Raw genomic sequence first — 24,252 nt, forward strand, 5'->3', positions numbered from 1 at the left:
ATTTCGTTATTCATGTCTCTGAAGCCTGATACGGTTCATGAAAGACGAAGATTGAAAAATCCTATCCAAAATCAAAAGATCTAACTACAGGCTTAAAATCCTCAAATACTTGCAAGACATAGGAGAGCCCAGAACACCTACCGAGATAAGTTCCAAAACAGATATTTCCAGAAGCCACGTGAGCCGTACACTAGGTAACCTGAAAGACTCAAACTTGGTTGAGGTTCTAAATCCTGACGCACACTACGACAGAAGATACAGGATTACTGAAAAAGGAACAAAAATAATAGAGAAAATTAAAGAGATCCAGGAAGAGTGAAAAATCACCGATTCTCACTGAATCTCGCTGTGTCTGGATGTCTTCGGAGGGAAAAGCTCATTACTGAGGCCTTTCTCAATAACTTCTTCCTTGGTTATCTCTCCATTCTGGTGTGGTTCAACCGTTATTTCATCCGAATTATAGTTGACAAGTTTGCACGGAATCTCCTCTAGTCCAAGCAGAGCGAATGCCTCTGCCCTGTGATGTCCGTCAAGGATTACTCTAGTTTTTTTATCGACTATTATAGGTTCCTTCAGTCTTTTTTCGACTTTAAGAGAGGTTAGAACTTTCTTCAGGTTTTCTTCAATTACTTGCTCGTGTGGACTGAGTTTTCTGATTTCTATGTTCTGTATCTGTTCTTTGTCTTGCATTTCGTTCTGCCTCGTAGAGTCGATATTTGGCGTTGATAGTTTTTCCGTTTCAGATTTATATTAATGCTATACTTCTGTCTTAACTTATATTATTAAAAAACTTAAGATTCTTTAACAAAAACATGATAGGAAGAACTCAAAACGAATCTGTTGATACAACTATAATGACAGGATGGCTTGGAGCAGAGCAAGCAACTCGGACAAAAACAGAGGTGATAATGTGAGAACAGCATTTGTAGGAAAAGGTGGAAGCGGGAAATCAACACTAGCCGCACTGTTCATAGAATATCTCAAAGACCAGGAGAAGCAGTTTCTAGCGGCGGATGCTGACATCAACCAGCATCTTGCAGAGCTGATAGACGCAGATTTTGAAGCCGAGCTTGCAGTATCAAAAGAGGAGAACTCGAAGAAAGTCAGAGAGTATGTCAAGGGCGATAACTCTCGGATTAAAGATCAATCAAATGTTGTGAAAAGCACGCCTCCAGGCAGAGGCTCAAACTTCATCAGATTAAACGGAAAAAATAAGATTCTCAGCGATTTGGCGACCGAATACAGCGATAACTGGTTTATGCACATCGGAACATACGAAAAAGAAGGAATTGGAGCAAGCTGCTACCATACATCGTTAACTTCTTTCGAAAACATTCTCTCACACCTGAAACTGGAGAAAGATGAATGGCTCGTATCCGATATGGTGGCGGGGACTGATGCATTCGCAAACACACTTCATGCACAGTTCGACCTCATAGTTCTCGTGGTTGAGCCAACACCTGAAGGAGTCAAAGTCTATGAACAGTATAAAGAGCTTTCACAGGAAGCCGGAGTTTTCGAGAGTATAGCTGTGGTCGGTAACAAAGTAGATTGTAAGCACGACAGAGAATATCTGCAGGAAAACATCGACTCGGAGATAATCGGTTATCTGCCGAGAAAGCCCGAAATCAAGATGGCACGACAACAGCACAATCCGTTAAGCTTGGATCTACTGAACTCGGATGAAAAACAGGTCTTCCAGAGGATAGCGGAAACCTCAGAGGATCGGAAAGTCGAGTCTGATGAAAGACTTGAGAAACTAAAGGAAATCCACCGCAAGGTCTCTAAGAAACAGCATATTAAGGATGCCTGCGGGGATGTCAAAACCCAGATAGATGAAGAGTTCTCCTGGAGTGAAGTATAATGCTGGAACTGACTCCAAAAACCAATAGAGTAGTAGACAAAATCGTTCAAGACGAAGAAACACTGAAAGAACTGGCAGATGGCTTCGGCTCTCCGCTAAACATAATGCTGCCAGAAAACTTCTCAAAGAATATTCAGGCATTCAGAGATGTCTTCGATGAACACGGAATTGAAGGCAAAATATTCTTCGCCCACAAAGCCAACAAGTCAGAATCCTTAATCGCTCAAGGCAGAACGGAAGATATCGGTATTGATGTGGCATCGGAAAACGAACTCAAAAATGCCTTATCGAAAGGATTCAAGGGAGAGGAGATACTTGCAACAGGTCCGAAAAATAGAGAGTTTCTCCGTTTAGCAGTTCATCACGGATGTACACTGCATATCGACAGCTTTGAAGAGCTTAAGAAAGTCGAAGAATACAGCCGCCAGTTTGAAACGGAAACTGATGTCTTGATTAGGTTGAACAATTTTGTTCCGAGAGACAGGAAAGCTATACAGAAAAATTCACGGTTCGGAATATCTACAGGAAAGAAAGACGAGGTAATCCGGAAGCTCGATGAATACGACTCAGTAAACTTCCAGGGCTTTGCGTTTCACTTGGACACTGCGAATATGCGGAAGAAGGCTATCGCTCTTCAGAACATTTTTGATCTGGTGAAAGAGTTCCACTTAGCAGGATACCAAACCCAGATACTGGACATCGGAGGTGGAATGAAAGTAAACTACCTGGAGAGCGGAGAGGAATGGAGCGAATACCTTGAAGCAATTCAGGAATCTGTAGCAGGTAAGAGAGAAGGAATAACATGGGACAGCCACAGTTTTGGACTGCGTTCCGAAAACCAGAGCGTGAAAGGCTCGGTCGATTTATACAGTTACTACAATGAAACAGCGAAAGACGACTATCTCTGCAAACTGCTTTCCAGAGAAATACCAGGCTATGAGAGAACGTTCAGAGATCTTCTCAGGGATTATATGATAGAGCTTTACATCGAGCCAGGAAGAGCTTTACTCGATTTAGCAGGCATAACAGTCGGCAAAGTCAGTTTCGTGAAAGAAGATGCCTGTGGAGAAAAACTGGTCGGGCTCGATATGAACAATTCAAATATCAACCCGAAGAACTGGGAACTGATGGTAGACCCATACATCATCCACAGAGACGAAGACAGGGAAGATCTTGATGGAGGCGTATTTTTCGTGGGCAACCTCTGCCTGGAATCAGACTTTATCTACAAACACAAGACCTTTCTTGACAAGAAACCAGAAGAAGAAGGCGATCTCATAGTTTTCGTGAACACCGCAGCATACCATATGGACTTCGGAGAATCAAGAACGATTCAGCACGATACAGCGGACAAAATAGCCGTTTACGGCGACAACAACTGGAAAAAAGACGAACTCTATACGGGTGAAGAAATGTGAAATATGACTCGATAACAGAGCTGATCGGCGATACCCCGATGCTGAAACTCGATAGAGGAGTCACAGGACTTGAAAATATAGATGTGTATGTCAAACTGGAGTATCATAGTCCTTTTGGCTCGATCAAAGACAGGGTCGCCTGGGAATTAATCAGAGACGACATAGATGAAATCAAGGAAAAGAATCAGACGCTTCTGGAGTCTTCAAGTGGAAACACAGCTAAAGCAATTCAGGGAATCGCAGGGGCAAATGGACTTGACTTCAAGACAATCACTAACCGTATCAAAGTTGATGAGGTCAAGGATATTCTCATCATGATGGGAGCGGAGATAGAGGAGCTTCCAGGGAAAAGTGAATGTCCAGATCCAAACGATCCTGAAGATCCGCTTACATATCTCGACCAGTTAATGGCGAGAGAGGGCGAAAAATACTTCCGCACAGGACAGTATACCAACAAGAAAAACACTCAGGTTCACAGGGAGCAGACAGGACAGGAAATACTTGACGACCTTGGGAAAGTCGATTACCTCTTCGGCGGACTCGGAACAACAGGCTCAACTAAAGGCACAGCACAGAAGCTCAAGGAAGAAAATCCCGAGCTCAAAGTAACAGGTATAGTATCATCACAGGACGACTTCATACCAGGAATCAGAACCGCAAATGAGATGTGGGAAGTCGGGCTATACGAGAAGGAACTCTATAATGACAGAGCAGTAATCGATTCAAAAGACGCCTTGGAGGGAATGCTGACACTGATTAGAAACTGTGGTATCCTGGCTGGTCCAACCACGGGAGCAAACTTCGTAGCGCTGAAACGAAAGCTTTCAGAAATCGACCAGGAACTGGAAGAAAAACGAACAGCGATATTCTTCGCCTGCGACCGATTCGAACACTATCGCTCATACATCAAGGAAAGAAAACCAGAAATCTTCGGTGGAAAGGAGAGAGAAGGCACAGAAACACTGACGGAACAAGAGCTTGAACAGGTTCCAGAAATATCGGTAGATAACGCAGAAGAATGGATTGAAGAGGAAAAACCAATTATTGTTGATTCAAGGTCCAACCCTGCCTACCAGATGGCACATATACCAGGCTCAATCAACATACCTGAAGAAAAACTCAAAGAGATGATAGAAACAGGCAAACCTATCAACATGAATCAGAAAATACTGCTGGTCTGTCCAGGAGGCAGAAAATCCAGGAAATTCGCCGCCTTGTTACAGAGAGACAACTTTGAAGCATACAACCTGAAAGAAGGAGTTACAGGATGGAAAAGCGGGGAGAAAGAACTCGGGACGGTTTGACTTCAAAATATAGTTAGTTTTCTCGTTTGCAAATCTTCTTCATCATGTAAGAACCTGTTCTCCTGTGATTAGCTCAGAGATCTAAAAAGTATTAATCCCTGGATACATCGATATCAGGTTTAAACAGGTCTTCTATTTGACAGCTGAAGTAAGTCGAGAGTTTGAACGCCAGCTCAAGAGACGGATTGTAACGGTTCCGCTCGATTGCATTTATTGTCTGTCTTGAGACACCAACGGCTTCCGCTAACTCTTCCTGTGTCACTTCTTCCTGTTCACGATATACAACAATCTCGTTTTTCATACCCATAGAAATCAGCTGTATTGCCGTCCCACGTACCAGTGAGCAGCTCCAAAAACAAAGATCAACAGGAGATACGCCCAGATTGCTCCTCGGAGCGCTGCCGGAGCCGTGTAAGTGCCAGTCACACTTAGAACGACATCAGCCGGAATACCGATTATAGCGACAGCAGTAATGAATGTGTATGTTGCCTGGCTTGCCTCCCACAAAATGTGTTGTTCAAATTCGTCTCTCACTAATACTGGTGAAGCCCAGTAACCTATACCCATCCCAAGGCAGCCGAGCCAGTAAATCCCAAGACCGGCATACAAAGCCAGAGGTGCTTCAGTGATCCACCAAACTACATTCGCAATGAAGAATCCGGTGACTCCAATTCCAACAGTTCGGGTAATCCATGTGCGGTATTTTTCACGCTTCTGGACACGCTCTTGTTCCGTAATATTTTCGCTTTCTGGCATCTTTGTTTAAAGCTCCTTTTGTGTAAAGATGGCTTTACATATTTATTAATGTCTTGCTTGGTGATTTTCCGTTTGATACAGAATATAGTGACTATTTATGCGTGAGTATCTCATCTTCCCAATTTTAGAAGTTGTCTGCTGTCACTGCTGAGGTTCATAGATACTGTTAGAGGAATGGTTATTCGAAAAACTTATTACCTAATAACCGATATTATATTATATGAATAGATTATCGGAAATATATACTGATCTTGAGTCCATGCATATTGGCGAGTCTGAGAGAACATCAGAAATGGTTAAAGAATTTGACATCGATGAATACTCAGCTGTGAGCCATGAACACTTAGCTGGCCTATATGGAATGGATCACGGAAGTTTTTCAGGTACTTACTTTGGAAATGTGAGAAGAGGTGAAAATGAATTGCCTGCTATCCAGGATAAAAGACCTGCCTACCACTTTGTAGTAACTGAAGATAAAGGGTTATACCAAATTACAGATGATAAAACCTATGCAGCAGGTATAGGCAGTGGTGAGATCGAAGTCAGAGATGAAGAACTATGGCAGAATGAAGTCTTTCAAGAAGTACTGTCTGAGTGGTCAGAATGGAGAGATGATCAAAACATCTTGGGGACATTCGACACGAGAGACTTGAAAATACATAAGAATTTCTGAAGCACTATTGGGTCCTGTATCTTCTTATTTGTCTCAAGAAAGTCTGTGCATAAGATGATAGCATGACACTGATAATCTTCCGAATCAGATTGAACTAATACCAGATCGTGTGGTCCACTCTATGGATTTCATGGTCGTTTTCAGCTTCTTCTTTATAGTCAGTGAAAAGAGCTCCATCAAGGCCTGCGGCAGTAACTTCTTCGTCAGTGCGACTGTCAAGTTCGTTGATGAGATTTCTTCCGTGATAAACTGCTGCTGCCCGGAGTTCTGCTTCCCGTCGGCCACCTCCATCAAGTTCATTGCCTGCCTCGATGTCGTTGACAAGTTCTTCATCGTATTCGTGGAGGCCGAGATGGCGGAAGATATTGGGGAAATGATAGTCCGCTGCTATTTCGAAGTTCTCTTCATCTTCAACTTTTAACGGGTTTTCAGTCCCTGTTACTTCGAGATGTCCGAGCGGCATCCATACGGCAAGTTGTGCACGTTTGTAGAAATCGATTTCATTTCCATCAACTCTAACACTGTCATTATAGGTTTCAAAGTCAGTTATATTGTCTATTAAACCGTTTCCGTCGCTGTAAAGCCGTTTGTCTGATCTTTCAACGAGCTTATGGAAGCTTCCGTCATATTCTTCGCTGAGCTGTTCTCCTATGCTGTTGAGGATTGTTCTTCTATCTTCTAGCTGAGGGAGTTCGACATCGTTATCTGCGCTGAATAACTCTTTGATGTCGGTTTCGTCTAGTTCTGCTAATCGTTTGCCATTGAGAATGGAGGAGTCTTCCTCATAGGCGTTGTGAAGTGCGGCCCACATACCAAATGCTCCTTCGTGAAGCTGTCCGTTTCGTTCGTGACCATATCTTCGCCTGTTTTTGGATCGCGGAACTGGAAGTTGATGGCGTTTCCAACCATGAAGAAGTCGATAATATCTTTTTCACCTATTTCATCGGCATTCGGGAATGGCGGCCAGTTCCAGGGAACGTAGCCAAATTCTTTTTCTTCTATTTCGTCTACAACGTTTCCATAATTATCTTCTTTAAGATCTATGTGTTCAAGGTCATCTTCGACAAATTCTTGTACTGATGTGCGTACCGGATTCGTCATGAGTAAGGATTCCCTGTGTTAAGGCATAAAGCGTTGATTCTTAAATAGATAAGAGGTAATCAGCCCGTATTTCTTTTTAGTACGGATCGTCCAGTCAGCTGTATTTATGTCGAGGAATAAGTCTCTGAATGCTTTGGACCCAGTTTTTACTGAGAAAGTTTTGAATGGCTGAATCCTTCACATCAGAGGATTATTTTTGGGCTGTCGATGTCGCCAGCTACGGTGATTTAAATGAGGTATTATGGCTTTGGCTTGTCCTAAGACCTCTCCTTCTACTACAGCTTCTGCATAAGTATCTTTGGCTTCTTCAGATACATACTCTTCTACTTCAGAAAGAGTTTCTCCAGTGTAGGAATTATCGTCAACTATCAGCACGTCATCATTACTGTAATCGCCATCAACTTCTTGAACTGTTTCATCCCCGTGGTCGTTTTTTGAATATCTTACAACACTTAATTCGGCATCAAGAAGCTCTCCAGCGACAATACCTGGTTCAAGACCGCCAGCTGCTACAGGAACAACTTTTTCGATATTTTCTGGACCATAATCTAGTCTTTCAGCCCAAGACTCGATAACGGCGTCATCACCGGGAAGTCCTGATTCACGGGTTTCCCTGTCCGTTGTTGGTGTATAGATTTCTCCTTGGTTGTTTCCAGCATAAAAGCTCTTAACGTTGTCTAACGTGGAGTCCTTGACCTGAAGATACTCTTCCTCGGAGACTTTTCCTTCCAAGTATCCGTCTACAGCAATTTGGAGGGACTGGACTGACATATTTTTCTTTACTCTTGAGTTGCTCTTCTCATATCTTTCCTCTATTTCTTCTGAATCTCTTCCACCCAAATTTGTGAATCCGAGAGCTCTCTTACCGCCTCCTAACCGATCAAGGACTTCTTCCCAGGACATAGATGTTATTTAGTAGTAGTAACTTAAAAACTTTTTGGGTAAAAGGCTTTGCTCATGTAATGCCGATTGTCCACGATTCTTCATTCTTACGAACTCATGGGTAAAATGTCTGATCGTTCCTATCTTATGAAAACCCCTTTATCTGAGGGATCTTTTTCATCAGATACAAACTCTCTAGCGGATTTCTTCAGTGCAGATTCCATTTCCTCCTCATAAAATTGATCTAGTTTATCTACAGTCCGTCCAAGAGTCTCTAAATCCTCAGAAAGTTTTCCAGGCCTTAAATCAAAAGCCGGGGCTGAAACACGTATTATGCCTGTACTTACGATTTCTTTTTCGCTCAAGTCTTCCGGAATTTGATTCACATAGGTAGCATCTTCTGGAATTGCTTCACCTGCAGCTTTTCTATTCACTCGAGAAATCTCATCTTGGAAGCCTGCTAAAGCCGGCTCAAACCGATAGTTCAATGTTCCAGTTAACATTTTATCGTTCCTCACATCAGGAAATTGAAGATTGAGAGCGGCGTCTGTATCCTCTTTATGATTATCGTAGCTTAGAATCACTTGATACCCATTCTGTCCATCTTTATCCAATAAATTTTCCAGATTCTCTTCAACTTCAGCTACTATACGATCATATTTTCCAGGTGTTGAAGGTTTCCAGCCTTCAGCAGTCTCAAATATATCTACAATTTCGGACGTATAACTAGGTATTCCATCATTTGATTCTAAATCTTGAACTCTCTCAATCAGTTCCGACATATTAATCTGTTAGTTTTCAGTTCTTATATCTTTTAGCAGGTAACTGGTAGAAGAAAAACTTTTGGAAAAACTCCAACCCTATATAAAGCTTAACTCCGCTTAACCGGTTAAGAGGTTATTGAAATGGGAGATAGACCTGCAAGCATCTATAGAGAGAAACCGAACCAGCCGTACACAAGGAAGTCTCAGAAAGGGAAAGACAATTATATTAGCGGAGCACCAGCTCCAAGAGTCACACAGTACGATATGGGAGCCCGGAATACAGAGTTTGAACGCTCCATAGTTCTACAGGTAGAGGAAGGATGCGCCATTAGAAGCGAAGCACTGGAATCTGGAAGAATAGCAGCAAATTCTCATCTCAGCAAGGTTCTTGACCCTGAAGAAGAATACTACATGAAAATCCTGCCGTATCCTCATCATGTCCTGAGATACCACCCACTGGCAGGAGTAGCACAGGCAGACCGTTACTATGAAGGTATGAGGAAGCCGTTCGGAAGACCGATTGGCAGAGCAGCACTGGTAGATGATGATCAGACTGTAATGAGAGTTGAAGTAGAAGACGGAGATGAGCAGGAGGCAAGGAAAGCCCTAAAGAGAGCAAACCACAAGATGCCTGTCAGCTGCAGAGTCAAGATCGAGGAATAGAATTTTTTCCCCCAATTATTAATTTCTCCAATTTCCAATGTATTACATGGTTGAGTGGAAAGGCCATCTAGAAGGAGATATTGGACAGAAGGCGAGAATGCTTGACAGGGCTGAGAACTTTCAGGTACCTAATTTTTTCGTTATAACCTCGGAAGAACTCGAACAGATTTTTGACAATTTTACTTCCGCTGAACAGATACTTAACGCTAGTATTGGTTCAGATTATCGGAAGGAAATTAAGGATGCATACAAGGATATAGGGATGAGCTCCGAGGTCAGAAACTCGACAGGAAAAGCTAAGAACCTTGTCGGAGGACAGAGGAATAACCAGTTTGTATCGATCAGGGTATCAAATAGACGGGCGCATGCCAAATACAGGTTAAATGTCGGCTCGTCGGACCTCTTTGAAGCTTTGAAGGACGTAACCGGCTCTTACTATGAGAAAACCGGTGAAATGCCGTCTATAATTGTACAGAAAATGATTGAATCCGAGTACTCTGGTTCGGCTATTACGGGAGGTATGGAAACCCCTGGACTTGTCGAAGTTGTTGAAGGACTTGGTACCTCTTTGGAGGAAGGAGAGAACCGGCCCTACTTCTACACCCTTGACTCCGGAGAAATTGACTCGAAGAAGCCGGAGGAACACAGGAAGATCACCCGGAACCCTATGAACGGAGAGGAGAGACACAAAAAGGTTGAACCAGAGATGCCGTTTGAGGATTCAGAGATCAAGGAACTGCTTGGAAAACTTGACAGACAGGATATTAATGCCAAGTTTGCTTACAAACGCGGAGATTTCTATATTGTGGATGTTTGGGAAGAAAAGCCACGTTACGAAGTACTGAAAAATCCTGAGATACAGGGGTTAAAGGTATCAGAAGGCGATATCAGCGGAACTGTCGGCCAGGAAATTACTTATTCAGAAACTACATTGTCACCAAAGAAGTATAGAAAACATCTTGTGACTGGAGCAGGAGGTTACACCAGCAGAGATGCCGAAAAAGCCCGGGAAGAGGGCAAAACCGCTGTATTCAGCTTTGCTGAAAAACTTGAAAACGGGCAGAGAATCAATATGAAGGAGCAAAAAAGCGGTCGAAAGAATAAAAGACAGGCCAGAATGGACGGTGGAACCAGAGATAGTTTCCCATTCAGTCGAGATAGCAATGACTCCAGAGATACGAAAGCGATAACCGAAGATACTACTGATTCGCCGGTCGCCACAGAAGTTCTACCTCTTAATCCCAGAAACGGTAGAGGAGTTTTTACTTCGCCACCATACGGAGATGGCTACGTACTCAATGATAAGGCTGCAGGAGAAAATCAGTTCTCCAGAAAAAACTACGTTGATACAGCCGAACAGGCCTTCGTGTTCGACGGAGATAATTTAATGTTGGATGTGAGAAAGCTGGGGAGAGAAAGCAAAGAAATGATCAAGTATCTGGATGCCGAGAAAAAAGTTCTTATTGTAAATCGGCCGAAAATCGATGTTTTAAAAGAAGCAGTGGTAAAAGGTTACGATGCAGTTTCCTGTGAGAAACGTTTCATGGATGATTTGGAGAAAAAAGTTCAAAGAGCAGAAAAGAAGTTCATGCTGGAGAAAATCCGGGAAATTGATTCTAACTAAAAAAGTTTACCGCACATTCTTCTAACATGACTGGAGCTCAAAAACAGGAAAGACAACAGTACAACTACGAGACCTTTGAAGAAGTTCTTGAGGAACTGGAGGGAAAAGACTACGATAAGATCGGCCTCCAGGGCCCTGATGGCATTAAACCGCAGATAATTGACTTCGCATCGGATCTAGAGGATGAAGGATTTGAAACAGTTATAGTTGGAGCCTCGACTTTTGGCGCATGTGGAATTGCTGATGAAAAAGTGAATAGAATGGGTGCTGATGCCCTGGTTCACGTTGGCCATACACGGTTTCTGCACCCTGAGAAAGCAGATATGAAAGACTACGATGTATACTATCTTCCATACAGGGAGGATCGTGACCTCATGAGCGTGCTCGAAGAAAATTATGATGAAATCGATGAGGATGAGACATTGGGACTTGTCGGTGTTACCCAGTACATGGATAGAGCGGAAAAGGCTCGTGACTTCTTAGAAAGTAAGGGTTTCGAAGTGGTTGAAGGTAAGACCGGGCTTCGAACCTCAGAGCCTGGACAGGTACTGGGATGTGACGCAGGCGCCGCCCACAATATCGCTCATAAAGTAGATGCTTTCGTCTTTCTCGGCTCTGGACATTTCCACCCTTCACAGGTATCGGAGGCTGGAAAGAAAGTATATGTCGTAGATCCATACGAAAAACATATCTGGATCGAACCAGCTAATTCACTTGATGACAAGATGCAGGCAGAGTACGCCAGAGTTCTCAAGCACAAGGATAAGCAGAAATGGGGTATTGTAACCTCCTCAAAGAAAGGACAGAACTACATGAAAGCCGTTGAGATCGCTAAAGAGAAACTTGAGGAACATGGCAAAGATGTCTATGTATTTGTCGAGGATAGAATCTTCGAAGCAGACTATAGAGGATACGGAATCGATATCTATGTCAACTGTGCGTGTCCACGTATGACTAAAGACTGGCAGGACCTTGCATTTGTCTCCCCTAGGGCGCTAAGAGTTCTGGATGATGATTTTGGAGATGAATAAGGCTAGGATGAGGAGAGGATTATTCTGTTAATTTTCGTGTCATTTGCACCTCAGAGAACGTGAATTTCTGAACTGAGACCTAGGTCCAGTACTTTTTATCGAGCAGTTCTTCCCTGTTCTCAATTTTTTCTTTCTCTTTAATCATTCTCTTGATCTCTTCTTGTCCTTTAGTAAATCCTATCATTACAGCTCCAACAAGTCTTTTATCGTCAAAGAATAGTCTTCTGTAATGATTTTCTTCACCGTATTTTCTTGATAGAGTTTTTCCGGTCCAGTCCCCGATTGCCAAAAACTGTGCATTAAAATGTCCTACGCCATAAGTGTTTACATAATCAAATTCTTTTTCTGATCCAACCATGTTTTTTCCGGCGGTTTCTCCCATGGCTTCGCTGTGATCCCAGGAACCGTTTACAGTCTGTCGCTCAAATACAGGCGAGTAATATTCTACCATGTTCCCCGCAGCCAATATGTCTTTATCTGATGTCTGGAGATATTCATCAGTCTTAATCATTTTTGATTCGTTTCTCTCTACATCTACTATGTCAGAGTTCGGTACTTGGCCGATAGCGACCGCTACTGCATCACATTCATAGTTTTTGCCGTTACTCGCTTCCACACTTGTGACATCTCCGTTCTCAGCGTTCAATTCCTCTACAACGGTATTTGTTATTACTTTTACTCCTTTCTCCTCCAGTTTTCGATGTATGATCTCAGCGCCTCCAGCATTAATTCCTCTGTTCCACCAACACTCATCCTTTATCAGGTAGTATGTCTCGGCATCGTTCTCTGCATAAGCCATCGCAAGATCAATTCCAAGTAAACCACCTCCAACTACTACCGCTTTTTCAGCCTCCTCAGCTGATTCTTTAATTGTTTCTGCGTTCCCCATCGTCCACATGTAATGAAGATTGTTATAATCATCGTCCTGAGGAAGCTTTCTTGGTGATCCGCCTGTCGCAATCAGTAACTTGTCGTATTCAAATTTGTCGCCTTCAGCCGTCTCAACCATTTTTTTCTGACGATCAATGTTATCGACTTTCTTGTCAAGGTTGAGGTCGATATCTCTTTTTTCATACCAGTTCTCATCGTGAACCCGGGTGTACTGTTTCGGCAGTGTACCCTTCATGTATGTTTTCAACATTATACGATTGTACAATGGTTCGGACTCTTTGGTGACCAATTTTATATCTGCGTCTTGGTTTTCTTCTTTTATCGTTTCTGCTGCGGATGCTCCCGCTATTCCATCTCCAATAATTACGTGTTTCATTTCCCTATCTCCTCTTGATATATTTTCTCTAACTGATTGACTGTTTTATTCAATCCGTATTTCTGAACTGCTTCCCTAGTATTAAACTCTGAATTCAATGCTTCTTTAACTTTCTGTTTCAGATCTTTCTCTGAATTGTCTTTGTATAACATGCCGTTCTCAGATTTTATCGTCCTGTTGAAAGGAAAGACTTCTGGTGCTATCACAGGTGTTCCACAGGCATTGGCTTCTAAAGGGGAAAGACCGAGAGTATCTCCTGTTGAAGCAGTTACATAGAGATCTATACTTGAGTAAAAATCCGTAAGCTTATCTCTTGGTAGAAAATCAAATGTATAGACGTTTTCTGGTTTTATCCTATCTATCTTTTCACGAGTAGGGCCTTCCCCTACCAATAGAACTGTTCCATCAAACTGTTCAGCAAAATCTATTATCTCCTCTAAGTTTTTTTCCATGCTCATTCTTCCACTGTATCCTAAAACAGGTTCGTCCCAGTCCTCATCTTCTTTGAATTCCTGATCTGATGGCTGGAAAAACTCTAAATCTAGTCCCACAGGTAGTTGTCGAAACTGGCAGTTCCTTGAGGGCTCCCCTACGGATGCCGTTTTCACATCGTATTTTCTCAGATAATAGTTTTCCATCGGTACATAGATTCTCTTGAGGAACTCTGCCAAGGTATTGATGTGGATTGCTTGTTCGAAGTATTCCTCGACTGGAGTATGATGGGTATAAATTTTCGGTGTATCATGCAGGCAACCATACATTAAACCGGACATACTTGCAGGTCCAGGTCCGTGGCAATGAATTATATCTAGCTCATCGAACTCGAAGTTTAGCTGGAACAGTGGAGCTCTGTAACCGCTATAGAAAGGATTGGGTAGAGATCTTAATGGATGTTCATTTTCATCCGGTAAGTAATCAGGTGATCCCGGATAAATTATATGTACATCGTGACCTTTTTCTTCAAGTCTATCTCTCCAGGCTTTCAGGGTATAGGTTACTCCATCGATTTCCGGGAAGTAGCTGTCTGTGAAAAAACCAATTTTCATTTGATCGTATCACCGTCTAGGTCAACATAGATCTCTAAAAGTTTATTGCCTACATTTTGAAGCGTGTGTTTTTCTGCTGTTTCTCTGGCGTTCTCTCCAATTTTCCCTCTTAACTCTTCATTGTCTCTGAGTCTTTCAAGCTGTTTTGCGAATCCATCTACAGAGTCTGCTTTTAAACAGTTTACTTCATGTTCCAGAAGATCTTCATAAACTTCAATATCTCTCACTACTAAAGGTTTCTCCCGGTAAGCGGCCTCGAGAAGCGAAATTCCTTGATTTTCTTCTCTGGTAGGGAAAAAGAATACATCTGCAAGTGTGAAGGCATCTCTAACATCTTCGAGATATCCTGGAAACTTCACATTTTCCGGTGAATTTTCAACTAGTTTTTTGGTTTTTCTTTTCGCCGCAATTTTTCCACCGGTCGATCCAAACCATAATAGATTTTCATCAACTTTTTCTCCCACCTTGATGAAGTCTTCCAGGCCTTTTCTCTCAAGTATCATCCCGAGATTAACTGCATGGAAACCATTTGTCTCAAACTCTTTCTCCAGTCTGGATTTTGACTGGTTCTTTCCTTCAAGTCTTTCAGTATCTATGCCGTTTGTCAAGACTTTGATTTTGGTTTCTATTCCTCTCTGCTCCAGTATTCTTTTTGTATAATCTGATGGTGCAATTAAAAGATCGGCTTTGCTGTAAACAAAGTCAGAAATCCTCCCTACGATAGGCGCTAGTTTGTTCGAAAATTTGAAGCTGTCGCGGAAATCTTCTTCCGTTACGTGCGTGTGAAAAATTACTTTTTTACCCGATCTTTTCGCTCTGAACATCTGATAAATTGATATTGGATCACTAAGATTCAGATGTAGGATATCGTAGCCCTTTCCAGCTTCAGTTACCAAATCTATCTGTTTTTCTTTCTCTAACACTTTTCTCTGCTGTCTTATAGATCTCTTGATTCCTCCCTCAATCATTTCGTGAAAGGGTGAATAATGACAGATTGTTAATTCCACAAAACAAGGTTTGACTTGTGCTTTCTAAAGTGTTGTCGAGACACTGTAGAGTGTTTTTAAAAGACTTAGAGGTAAATAGAATTTTACCAGCGTGCGGAGCTGGTGTAGTCTGGCCCATCATATCACCCTGTCACGGTGATGACCCGGGTTCGAATCCCGGGCTCCGCGTAAACGATCCGCTATGAGCATGACAGCCGATCCGTTGAACCAGTTATTCGAGGGTTTTGGGCGTAGAGCCTTCGATCCTTCCGGCCAAAGATGGAAATCGATGGCTCGGTCTGATAGTAACAAGTCTGGAATCCTCGGGCTGAAAGTTCAATGGATTCTGGGAGATCAGCTATTCGAGGGATCGATAGGAGATCACCTGAAAGAAGCCTGGGGAGGCCTCCGTAGGGTGAACTCCGAACACCATCTACGGCCTCGATCCCTCGAGCTGAAAATCTCTCAGAAAACCATGAAACCGAGAATAAACATCTTTTTAAGTCAAAATGACAATTCTTTCCTATAGCCTTCAAGCAGGCATCACCTCGGTTATTACGTTGTTGATGTCCTGCTTGAAGCCCCAATCTTCCATATCGAAAGACATACTAAATTCTAAAGTCAAATCCATATATAAATCTGTTCACAGCAAAGGATTTCTTCTATCTCTGAAGAATTTAGCCGTAGGAGCTTTTCTTGTACTGCTTTTCGCCTACTTCGCATTTCCTTTACAGTTTGAGCTGAGAGTTCAAGATTTAAAATCTGACCTAGAAAATATTGAAATTGGATCCGAAGACTCTGATCTACCTTCTTTATGCGGAAAGAATAAGAAGCTCCTAATCAGCAATCTTAACGAACACGGAGAGATTAACTCGCCTCGAGATTATGGCTCTATTGCGTTGATAACTTATGATGGGGGAGGATTTGAGAATTGGGAAACTGAATTAAGTAGTCAGAGCTTCAGATGTTCTAAAGGATCCGAAGAAGGAGAAATAGAAAACCATCAATACTGTGATGGAAGGGGAAACCCGATGAAGTTGAAAAGAACGGTAACTGATGAAGAAGGAGAAATTATAGAGACAGATAGTCTGAAAATAAAAGAAATAGAACTCAATGAAAACGATAGAGTGGAGGATCTGAAATGTTCGAAAAACTAATATCTATCAAAAGCTGGGAAGATATATTCAAGTATGGAGGCCACCTTTTCACAATCCTTTTCCTATCCACAGCTTTCACAGGAACTACAGCAGAATCAGCTGGAAACATACTGAGAAATATGGCTTTTTTCTATGTGTTCTTCCTGGGAGCCAGATCTATGAACGATGAAGACCTAAATGAGAAAGAAAGATTCGAATATCTAAAACAGAATACCTGGATTATCCCTATTACCGCTGTTTGTTTCCTGATCGGGTTCTTCCTGCTGTGAAGGAATCCCTCTGGGTTCCAAGCCGGTCAGAGTTCCCTCGGTATCTTCTTCATCCGCTCTAATGCCGAGAGCTATACCTTCAATCGAAGGAGCAAACTCTCCCTCCGGCCTAGTAGCATCATCAGATCTGGAGCTCTCTCCGAATCCTCCTCCACCGATCAAAGGAGAACCTGGCCTTCCCGGAGGAGCAGCTGGAGGCCTTCTGACTCCTCTACCAGTAGGAGGTCTCAAAGGCTGCCTCTGCTGCAGCTGTTCTCTTTGAAGCTCTATCTGGCTAGTTTCAAGCTCTGTTCTCTGAGGCTGAAAAACCCCTACTTCCTGGAGCTCTCCTACTCCCTGCCTCTGAGGCTGACCCAGATCTTGATCAAGGCCTGAAACCTGTTCTTCTCGAGGAACAGCTGTTTCTCTCCGATCTTCTCTCTGAGGCTGATCTTCGAAGATGCCTGGAGATTGATCCAGAGGATCTCGAGTTTCTTCCTCAAGCCCTGGGCCTCCAGTATCAATTTCCTCTGAGGCGAAGCCAGGATCGGCATCCCGAACTGTCTCCTGACCTCCCTCAATTGTTTCCAAAGTTTCAGATCTGGATCCGAGAACAGGCTGTTCGCTGGTAGGAGCCCGTTCTACTTCCTGGCTCTGGGCTTCTCCCTGAAAAAGCCCTGAAGCCTGGGCCTGTTCCTGAGAACCTGTTTCCTGACCTCCGAAGATACTATCAGCTAGATCGGCCGTAGCTCCCTGGGCTCCTCCTCCAGATTGAGAAGTTCCGGCTGAAATCCCCACGGTATCTGAAACTCCTCTGGCTACTTGATCGGAGAAGTCGAACTGGCCATCTTGGAAGTCGGTTCGAGTCCTTGAACTGCCTTGAAGCTGGGCTCCGGAACCTCCTTGAGAGCCCCCAGTTCCTCGAACACCTGAACCTCTTTCAAAGCCACGGGTAGAAGGAGAATCTCTTATTATGTTGGTGGTTTCTGAGATAGCTCGAACATCTCCAGAATCCTCTGTAGATCTGGAAGCTGTTTCAACTACCCTGGCTTCTTCAGATCTGAACAGGCCATCAGAAATTTCCTGAACTTCCTTGGTTTGATCAGATTCTCTGATATTCCTGGAAGATCCAGTTCTGGTTTCAGTATTTCTGAAAAGCGGGCCCTCTGATTCAGATCTGAGAACATTCCTGGAGAGAGTTACTTCCTGGCCTGAAGGAGTTTCTCCAGTTCCTGTTCTGATGTTCACAGCCTCAAAATCCCTGGATTGAGTATCTCTTCCAGGAACATCTACTTCTAATCTTCCTCGGGCCTGGCTGGAAGATTCAAATCCAAAAGTTCTGAATTGGGCTCGAACAGTTCCTTCTCCAGATTCAGCTATACCTAACCTCTCTGAGATCCGGGGAGCCTCTACATTGAAACGGCCTTCGAACTGGCCAGATCCTTCAAAACCTCCTTCCTCAGTAGCTCGAAGCCTATTAGTTCCTTCTCCTCGAACCACTCTATCCCCAGAAGGAAGCCTGGAAACTTCAGGAGATAAAGCTCTGGAAGCTCCCCTGGCTCCAGCTGCGAAACCTCCGAACTCTGTTCCCAACTTCAGAAGGTTTTCAGTAGCCTCCTGGTTTTCTCCTTCCTGGAACTGCCTTCTGGATTCATCTACCTCGGAGGCAGCGTAAACTCCTCCGGCTACAGCTGCCGTTCCTTCTATTCCTTTAGCTGCCGTAGCTGCTTTTCCTCCCTGAGCTGCTAGGGCTGCGGTTCCTCCCTTGAATAAGGCTCCAGCTGCCCGAGCTCCGAAGGCCAAACCAGCCGGAGAACTCAATGTATCTACAGCTTCTTCTCCAGGATCGAAACCTGGATCTGTTCTCTGTTCTCTCCTGGATTCTACTATGTTTTCCTTGATTACCTGGGCTCCTGATTTATCTACCCAGGGAGCTGCCGTAGAGAGTTGTTCGAACCCTCTGTCAGAAGTGAAGGTATCGAAACTGGCAGCTGTCCGAGCTGGAAGCCCTGTTAAGGTAGCATCAGGCTCTCCTTCCTGACCTACGAAAGGAACATCTACATTAACCTGGGCATTATCCAGATCCATTTCTCGGGCTACTTCCTCAACAGATTTCGTGGTTCTACCTCCAGATTCCTCCAGGTTCTTAAGCTCTTCCTGAGTTAATACTGGATCCGGAGCTCCCTGACCTTGAGAAGCTACTCCGGAGATACCTGGAGCGGCTATTCCTAGAGGGTTCTCAGCTATCTCCTTCCTGGTATCCACAGCCCCCTCCAGTTCATCGATGTTGGAAGAGGCTTCTCCCTGGAAACTCTGGATCTCCTGTTTCTGGCTCCTAATCTGATCCCTTTTCTGTTCAAGATCCTGGATCAATTCCTCCCTGGTAATAGTTTCTCCTCCCTTCTTCAGTTCAGCTCCTTCATCGAAAGATCTGGCTCTCTTCAACCTGTTTTGAACGAATTTCTCCTGAGTCTCTAGCTGTTCTTTATTTCTCTTGGCTTCAGCCAATTCGAACTGCTGCTTCTGAAGCTTCTTCTGAGCCTCCTGAACACTTTCAGGGGCATCAGCATTTATAGTATCTATTTGAACTCCATCTCTAGAAGAACCTCCCTCTGGAGTCAATCGGGAAGCTGCTGCCTCTGTAGTAGCTACCTTTTTAGGGCCTGTAGGCTCCCCAAACTTATTCAATTCCTGCCTGATCACTTTAGCATTATCAGGAACTTCTTCTCCCTGTTCTACAGTTACTACAGATTTATCAGCCGTGTTACGATCCTGTTCATTGAAAAACTCCTCCATCTCCTGTTTAGCATCTTCAGGCATACCCTGATCCTGATTCGGATCCGGAGGAGAAACAGATTCTACAGTCCTGGAAACTGTTCCACCTGAAGACCCACCTCCAGAAGAAGAACTTCCGGAGCTGCCTCCTCCCGAAGAACTTGAAGAAGTAGAGCTCGAGGAACCCGAGCTGGAAGATCCAGAAGAACTACTTCCTGAAGAAGAGGAACCTGAAGAACTCGAAGAACTTGAAGAGCCTCCAGAACTGAAAGAGGATTCAGTAGTTTCCGTATCGGAATCATCAGAGCCTCCTCCTGATCCTCCCAGATCTACTCCAGTTTCCTCTTGAACCGTATCCTCAGCCTGATCTACGGCCTCTCCTACAGAATCAGCTACATCTTCGGCTTTATCCTGGGCTTCATCTACAGCATCCTTAACATCATCAAATAAACCCATAGGGGGAGACCTCCTATCAACTATTTAGAGAATCCGTTAATAAATCAGTTTTGCTTGTTCAGTCGAAAAGTCCTTCCAGAAGATGTTCCTTCTCCTCCAAGAATTTATCCTTCTTCAAGGCTCTCTTAACCACTTCATCCTCAGAAACCTCTTCCCCTCTCCTGGCCTCCAGAATATTCACTCTCTTCCTGATCTCCTCCTTCGTTTCCTTATCCGTTAATATAGGATGGTTTCTGGCCATCCTGTTCTACCTCCCCAGACCGGAGAAAATCTTCGATCCCATCTCCGTAAAGGTTTTAGCCACAATGTAAATGAACCACAGGAACAATGCCGGAATCATAATGTAGAGAGCTCCTGTCCCCAGATCCACTATACCGGAATAACCTGTTTCCCTGGCTACATTGATCACGGCCACGATAGAGAAAATCCCCATCAGCCAGCCGAAACCAAGAAACATAATCTTCTGACCTGGAGCTTCCTCCCCAAAAGCGTGGGCTATAGCTACCAGAAGAAATCCGAGAAATACGAAAGGAAGAGTTATAGCCATCTCCATTGTGGGGAAGCCTCCTATCTATCTATTAGACCCAAACCGATTAAATAAGCCAGGGCTACGGCTACAAAACCGGTTGATCCAAGGATTTCGAAGGCTAGGAGAAACATTGAGGCTCCGAGAGTGAGGAATCCAGCTGCCAGGTATCCCTTCATCAGATCTCCAGATCTAGCTCCAGCTACGAAACTCGGAACAAAAATCATAACCAGGAAGAGATAGCCGAGAATCCCTCCAGTAATTTCATTCGGATACTGGAACATCAGGCCCACAAAACCTTCTTGATCCGGAGTTCTGATACTTGCATTGGCAGCTCCCAAGGCCTGGGCTACCAAGAAGATCATCGAAGTTCCAAGAGCCGAGATTTTCTTCTTCAGTTTCATTTTATGAACTCCTCCTGGCCTCGAATACCAGAGTTATAAGGGCATACACGAAAGGAATACTGATCAGGCCTCCTACCCAAGCTGGAAGGGTTAATTCGGCCATAATCGTTCCTCCGATTGAAGGTATAGACAGGAACAGCTGAAACAAGGTTTTAATCACATCGAAAACTCCTCTGAGGTAGAAAAGCCCAGCCTCCAGCCCTGAATCTATGTTTTTAGTATTTTTTTCGAGGTTTCCTTCTGTAGAAGCTGTTCGAGAGTTCAGATCTTCGGATAGATCTTGCAGGTTTTCATCCTGAACATCTACATCATGAGATCCCAGCATCGAGGCTGAGAAAAACAGGATCCCTGAGAGCATAGCTCCGAAGAACATCAGATTCGTGGCTATATCTCTCATATCCATCAGATTCCAGCACCTCCTCCAGATCTACGCATCTTCCAAACTGTTACAGCTCCCAGCATCACCCAGGTAGCAGCTGCCTGGTATGTGATCCCCAAGAAGCCCAAGCTATAGCTGACCACTACGGCCAGAGTGGTTAAGGCCACCGATACCTCCGGGATCGGCCTAGGGCCTGAAAACCCGGCGAAGCCAAGGGTTACGAACAGGAAGAAGGAAAGGATTAGCCCCGTAGTTCCGAAGGAAGGATCCTTATCTCCAGAGGTTCCTGTTTCCAAGGTAATCGTGTTCCCGGCATCAGTTATAGCCTTGAAAGCATACTTGAAGGAGGAATCTGTAGCGTTCAATCCTTTACAGATTACCTCTCCGGAGGCTGTAGAGGCCTTATTCGAACAAACTTCTTTATACTGGATAGCCTTCTCCTCTGAAACCTGGAGCTCCATATAGTCGATAGGCTGTTCTGTAGAGTAGGAGCATCGAACCTGAGTGACGTTATACTGGCAGCTGTAGGAGATTCCCTGTTTAAATTCGTAGTAGCTGATTCTCTCCGATTCTCCTATCGTGAAACTCAGTAGATCTTGGGAGATAATCTGATCGGGCTCTTCCTGAACTAATTGATAGGATCCGGACTCATCTTTTCTGTAGAACTTGAAGCCGTAGTAGATTTCATTGGTTTCCAGGAAGGTTTCAGATCTTCCTTCAGATCCTGTACGAACCATAGCTACAGTCAAGGATTTATCGTTCTCCGGGAAGTAACGTTCTATCCTGATGATCGTTTCTGGAAGCTCTTCTCCGTTTTCATCTACTGTTTGGAAAGCTATCCTATCGGATTCTATAGCCTTAACATCGTAGAGCTCTATGGTTTCTGTATCGTTGTTGATAGGCTTCTCTAAGAGGAAATGGCTTCTCAATCTGTAGTTTTCGTTTACATCTTGATACTGGATCAGTTTATCCCCGGAATCTACAGTATATTCAGCCCAGCTGGGAGCTATACAGAGCTTATGAGTCTTTTTACCTTCTGAAGATGTATTGAAAACTCTCTTTTGAGAAGGATCCTTCCAGATCTCGAAGGCCATCTTCATAGTGGTATTCAGGAGCTCGGATCTATCCCTTTCATTATAGATCTTGAATTTCAATACCTCCGTAGAGTGGGTTCCGCATTTATCGATCTGGATCTTATGAGTGGTTATCTGATCCTGGGAAGAGATCTCCCTGGAGTATTCATCGAAGGAGATCTCGATACTGGTATTTAAGTCATCAGTTCTGGAGTTGGAGAAAACTTCTCCTGAGTAGGCCTCTCCCTCGAAAAAGATATAATTCGATGTAGATTTATCTGGAACTGTCAAAGATTCGTTATTTGAGGAATACCTGGAGAAGTTCAGCTCTCCATCCAGATTAGCCTTCGAACTCTTGTTTCCTACCTCTACCTGATGAAAAGCTGTTTCTCCTTCAATGATCTTCGATTCCTCTGGGTAAGAATCCTTGATCCAGTAGCTCCAGTAAACCTCCTGGCTCTGAGAGCTCGAAGAAATGTTCTTCGAGGAAGTAGTAGAGGCCTGGAAATCATCATAGTTCACCTGGAACTTATACTTCCAGTTCTTCGAAGTTTGATTCGAGGAAACCAATGGGATCTCGAAGTCCTGATCTGAATAGGTAGTAGTTATCGAGTTCCCGATCCCTACATTCTCAGAGGATTCTTGGCTTCCATCCCAGTAGAGGAAGGCTGTAACATTATTAACCATGGAACCGGCCTTAAAGTCGGATTCAAATGTTTCCGTATGAGCTTCATAGACCGGAGAATCAGCCTGGAGATTCTGGACTTCGAAGGAATCTATCCTGTAATTCTCTGAGGCAGAGCCCGTATTTCCGGAGCCATCGGAACAAGAAACAGTTAGATTGTGGCTTCCCAGATCCGAGCTGAGAGTTCCAGAGTAGCTCGAGTTCGTTCCCTCCTTCAAGTAAACCTCTTCATACAGGCCTCCATCCTTCTCCACATCACAATTCCAATCCTCTCCCGGTCTACTATCGGAATCAGATACATCGAACAGGAGAGAAGGACGATACTTGAAATACGTTGTGTTCCCTGGATCCTGGATGGAAACCTGGGGAGCATCATCCAAAAGATACTTATCCAATTCTTTCGTGGTTACAGCTGCCTGGTCATCTACAGCCTCTAATGTGGCGTTCAACCATTTGTCTCCGCTGTCCGGCTTGTAGATGTCGTCCCAAGACGGAGTTGTGCCTGTCCGTTTTTCATCAGAAACTACTGTAGAGCCTCCATGCTTCAAAGTCAAATTGGTGTATTGAATCGAGCCGTCCGGCTCGTAGACCTCAGCACCGTAGGAAACATTCTCCCCGATCAAAGGAGGATCAGAACTGACAGAAGTAGAATTAAATTCTGGAGACTGATTAGGATTTTCTTCCGTAGTTATAGCGAAGCCGGCCCGCATATATCCATCGTCTTGGGTTTTCCAGCTTCCGCCTCCAGTAAATCCAAGAAAGTTAATATACTGATCATCGTCATATCCTCCGCTTGAAACCGTAGCAGTGTCATAAGCCGATTGCGTGTTTTGATCTTGGACGATCGCATAATCTCCTGGCTCGACAATTACATCAAACTGGGCTTTATCACCTGTGCTGCTATCTCTCGCCACCGTACTACCTAAAGTCTCTGTATTTCTGTCCCAGTGAACAACCTCGACAGGTTTACCCTCAGAGGGTCCGTAGAGATCTACTGTCTTAATAATTCTCTCCTCTTTCAATTCAAATAGAAAACCCATTCTATCGCTATATGTATAACTACCGTCATTAGTGTTGTCACCAGCATTTCCTTGAGTGTCTGTAACTTCTGCTGCCGAAACACCGGAAACCATACCCATTAATACAACGAGGAGGAGCATCCAACGCCCC

General features: G+C 43.9%; 26 protein-coding genes, 1 tRNA gene and 1 pseudogene. 12 read left to right on the forward strand and 16 right to left on the reverse strand.

Features of this window, described 5'->3' with window-relative positions; translation table 11 throughout:
- Window positions 1–58: 58 nt before the first annotated feature.
- The gene (locus BRC29_03285; GenBank protein ID PSG99125.1) at window positions 59–319 is read left to right on the forward strand and encodes a hypothetical protein; all 261 of its coding nucleotides are present in this window, start codon (window positions 59–61) and stop codon (window positions 317–319) included.
- A 14-nt stretch (window positions 320–333) separates the two neighbouring features.
- On the opposite strand, the gene BRC29_03290 is transcribed toward BRC29_03285, so the two are convergent.
- The gene (locus tag BRC29_03290; GenBank protein PSG99126.1) at window positions 334–690 is read right to left on the reverse strand and encodes a transcriptional regulator; all 357 of its coding nucleotides are present in this window, start codon (window positions 688–690) and stop codon (window positions 334–336) included.
- A gap of 172 nt (window positions 691–862) precedes the next feature.
- On the opposite strand from BRC29_03290, the gene BRC29_03295 reads away from it, so the two are divergent.
- From BRC29_03295 to BRC29_03305, 3 genes are read left to right on the forward strand one after another with little or no spacing between them, the layout of a single operon-like run.
- Window positions 863–1,864 carry an ATP-binding protein gene (locus tag BRC29_03295; GenBank protein ID PSG99127.1) on the forward strand — a complete coding sequence of 334 codons (1,002 nt, stop codon included), beginning with the start codon at window positions 863–865 and terminating at the stop codon, window positions 1,862–1,864.
- Complete coding sequence (locus BRC29_03300) at window positions 1,864–3,282, forward strand: hypothetical protein (protein PSG99128.1); 1,419 nt, start codon at window positions 1,864–1,866, stop codon at window positions 3,280–3,282. Before BRC29_03295 ends, BRC29_03300 begins: the two co-directional genes overlap by 1 nt.
- On the forward strand, window positions 3,279–4,586 hold the full coding sequence (locus BRC29_03305) for a pyridoxal-5'-phosphate-dependent protein subunit beta (GenBank protein ID PSG99129.1): 1,308 nt from the start codon (window positions 3,279–3,281) through the stop codon (window positions 4,584–4,586). The genes BRC29_03300 and BRC29_03305 overlap by 4 nt, the downstream gene beginning before the upstream one ends.
- 91 nt (window positions 4,587–4,677) lie before the next feature.
- On the opposite strand, the gene BRC29_03310 is transcribed toward BRC29_03305, so the two are convergent.
- Window positions 4,678–4,887: a transcriptional regulator gene (locus BRC29_03310; GenBank protein PSG99538.1), complete on the reverse strand. Its 210-nt coding sequence runs from the start codon at window positions 4,885–4,887 to the stop codon at window positions 4,678–4,680.
- 11 nt (window positions 4,888–4,898) lie between these two features.
- Window positions 4,899–5,342 (reverse strand): hypothetical protein, encoded by a 444-nt coding sequence (locus tag BRC29_03315; protein ID PSG99130.1) that lies wholly within the window; start codon window positions 5,340–5,342, stop codon window positions 4,899–4,901.
- Window positions 5,343–5,562: 220 nt separating this feature from the next.
- Between BRC29_03315 and BRC29_03320 the strand changes: the two genes are divergently transcribed.
- Window positions 5,563–6,015, forward strand: a complete 453-nt coding sequence (locus BRC29_03320; protein ID PSG99131.1) for a hypothetical protein — start codon at window positions 5,563–5,565, stop codon at window positions 6,013–6,015.
- Between the two features lie 94 nt (window positions 6,016–6,109).
- Here BRC29_03320 and BRC29_03325 read toward each other — a convergent pair whose 3' ends face one another.
- The 4 genes from BRC29_03325 to BRC29_03340 form a co-directional block, all read right to left on the reverse strand.
- A complete protein-coding gene (locus BRC29_03325; GenBank protein PSG99132.1) occupies window positions 6,110–6,826 on the reverse strand; it encodes a hypothetical protein in 717 nt (238 codons plus the stop codon).
- Window positions 6,763–7,116, reverse strand: a complete 354-nt coding sequence (locus BRC29_03330; protein ID PSG99133.1) for a hypothetical protein — start codon at window positions 7,114–7,116, stop codon at window positions 6,763–6,765. The genes BRC29_03325 and BRC29_03330 overlap by 64 nt, the downstream gene beginning before the upstream one ends.
- Window positions 7,117–7,293: 177 nt before the next feature.
- The gene (locus tag BRC29_03335; GenBank protein ID PSG99134.1) at window positions 7,294–8,019 is read right to left on the reverse strand and encodes a hypothetical protein; all 726 of its coding nucleotides are present in this window, start codon (window positions 8,017–8,019) and stop codon (window positions 7,294–7,296) included.
- A gap of 119 nt (window positions 8,020–8,138) precedes the next feature.
- On the reverse strand, window positions 8,139–8,780 hold the full coding sequence (locus BRC29_03340) for a hypothetical protein (protein ID PSG99135.1): 642 nt from the start codon (window positions 8,778–8,780) through the stop codon (window positions 8,139–8,141).
- Window positions 8,781–8,903: 123 nt separating this feature from the next.
- Between BRC29_03340 and rpl10e the strand changes: the two genes are divergently transcribed.
- Genes rpl10e through dph2 form a run of 3 tightly spaced genes read left to right on the forward strand, consistent with a single transcriptional unit; the run spans window position 8,904 to window position 12,080 of the window.
- Entirely contained in the window at window positions 8,904–9,425 is a 522-nt protein-coding gene (gene rpl10e / locus BRC29_03345) for a 50S ribosomal protein L16 (protein PSG99136.1), read from the forward strand.
- Between the two features lie 37 nt (window positions 9,426–9,462).
- Complete coding sequence (locus BRC29_03350) at window positions 9,463–11,049, forward strand: hypothetical protein (GenBank protein PSG99137.1); 1,587 nt, start codon at window positions 9,463–9,465, stop codon at window positions 11,047–11,049.
- 26 nt (window positions 11,050–11,075) lie between these two features.
- Window positions 11,076–12,080, forward strand: coding sequence for a diphthamide biosynthesis enzyme Dph2 (gene dph2, locus BRC29_03355; protein ID PSG99138.1), 1,005 nt, complete (start codon window positions 11,076–11,078; stop codon window positions 12,078–12,080).
- A gap of 79 nt (window positions 12,081–12,159) precedes the next feature.
- On the opposite strand, the gene BRC29_03360 is transcribed toward dph2, so the two are convergent.
- From BRC29_03360 to BRC29_03370, 3 genes are read right to left on the reverse strand one after another with little or no spacing between them, the layout of a single operon-like run.
- Complete coding sequence (locus BRC29_03360) at window positions 12,160–13,347, reverse strand: NADH oxidase (protein ID PSG99139.1); 1,188 nt, start codon at window positions 13,345–13,347, stop codon at window positions 12,160–12,162.
- Window positions 13,344–14,393 (reverse strand): glycosyl transferase family 1, encoded by a 1,050-nt coding sequence (locus BRC29_03365; protein PSG99140.1) that lies wholly within the window; start codon window positions 14,391–14,393, stop codon window positions 13,344–13,346. Before BRC29_03365 ends, BRC29_03360 begins: the two co-directional genes overlap by 4 nt.
- Window positions 14,390–15,361, reverse strand: a complete 972-nt coding sequence (locus tag BRC29_03370; protein ID PSG99141.1) for a glycosyltransferase — start codon at window positions 15,359–15,361, stop codon at window positions 14,390–14,392. The genes BRC29_03365 and BRC29_03370 overlap by 4 nt, the downstream gene beginning before the upstream one ends.
- 132 nt (window positions 15,362–15,493) lie before the next feature.
- Between BRC29_03370 and BRC29_03375 the strand changes: the two genes are divergently transcribed.
- The 4 genes from BRC29_03375 (at window position 15,494) to BRC29_03390 (ending at window position 16,805) form a co-directional block, all read left to right on the forward strand.
- Window positions 15,494–15,568: transfer RNA gene (locus BRC29_03375), tRNA-Asp, on the forward strand.
- A gap of 19 nt (window positions 15,569–15,587) precedes the next feature.
- Entirely contained in the window at window positions 15,588–15,908 is a 321-nt protein-coding gene (locus tag BRC29_03380; protein PSG99142.1) for a hypothetical protein, read from the forward strand.
- 37 nt (window positions 15,909–15,945) lie between these two features.
- Window positions 15,946–16,536 carry a hypothetical protein gene (locus BRC29_03385; GenBank protein PSG99143.1) on the forward strand — a complete coding sequence of 197 codons (591 nt, stop codon included), beginning with the start codon at window positions 15,946–15,948 and terminating at the stop codon, window positions 16,534–16,536.
- Window positions 16,521–16,805 carry a hypothetical protein gene (locus BRC29_03390; protein PSG99144.1) on the forward strand — a complete coding sequence of 95 codons (285 nt, stop codon included), beginning with the start codon at window positions 16,521–16,523 and terminating at the stop codon, window positions 16,803–16,805. Before BRC29_03385 ends, BRC29_03390 begins: the two co-directional genes overlap by 16 nt.
- 2,847 nt (window positions 16,806–19,652) lie before the next feature.
- Here the strand turns inward: BRC29_03390 and BRC29_03395 are convergent.
- From BRC29_03395 to BRC29_03420, 6 genes and pseudogenes are all read right to left on the reverse strand, one after another.
- Window positions 19,653–19,832 (reverse strand): annotated as a pseudogene (locus tag BRC29_03395) (peptidoglycan-binding protein).
- 241 nt (window positions 19,833–20,073) lie between these two features.
- Window positions 20,074–20,256 (reverse strand): hypothetical protein, encoded by a 183-nt coding sequence (locus BRC29_03400; GenBank protein PSG99145.1) that lies wholly within the window; start codon window positions 20,254–20,256, stop codon window positions 20,074–20,076.
- A gap of 6 nt (window positions 20,257–20,262) precedes the next feature.
- A complete protein-coding gene (locus BRC29_03405; GenBank protein ID PSG99146.1) occupies window positions 20,263–20,568 on the reverse strand; it encodes a hypothetical protein in 306 nt (101 codons plus the stop codon).
- Window positions 20,569–20,582: 14 nt separating this feature from the next.
- On the reverse strand, window positions 20,583–20,945 hold the full coding sequence (locus BRC29_03410) for a hypothetical protein (GenBank protein ID PSG99147.1): 363 nt from the start codon (window positions 20,943–20,945) through the stop codon (window positions 20,583–20,585).
- A gap of 1 nt (window position 20,946) precedes the next feature.
- Entirely contained in the window at window positions 20,947–21,348 is a 402-nt protein-coding gene (locus BRC29_03415; protein ID PSG99148.1) for a hypothetical protein, read from the reverse strand.
- A complete protein-coding gene (locus BRC29_03420) occupies window positions 21,348–24,221 on the reverse strand; it encodes a hypothetical protein (protein ID PSG99149.1) in 2,874 nt (957 codons plus the stop codon). The genes BRC29_03415 and BRC29_03420 overlap by 1 nt, the downstream gene beginning before the upstream one ends.
- Between the last annotated feature and the right edge of the window lie 31 nt (window positions 24,222–24,252).

It is taken from the genome of Nanohaloarchaea archaeon SW_7_43_1 (genome assembly GCA_003009795.1).
Lineage (GTDB): Archaea > Nanohalarchaeota > Nanosalinia > Nanosalinales > Nanosalinaceae > SW-4-43-9.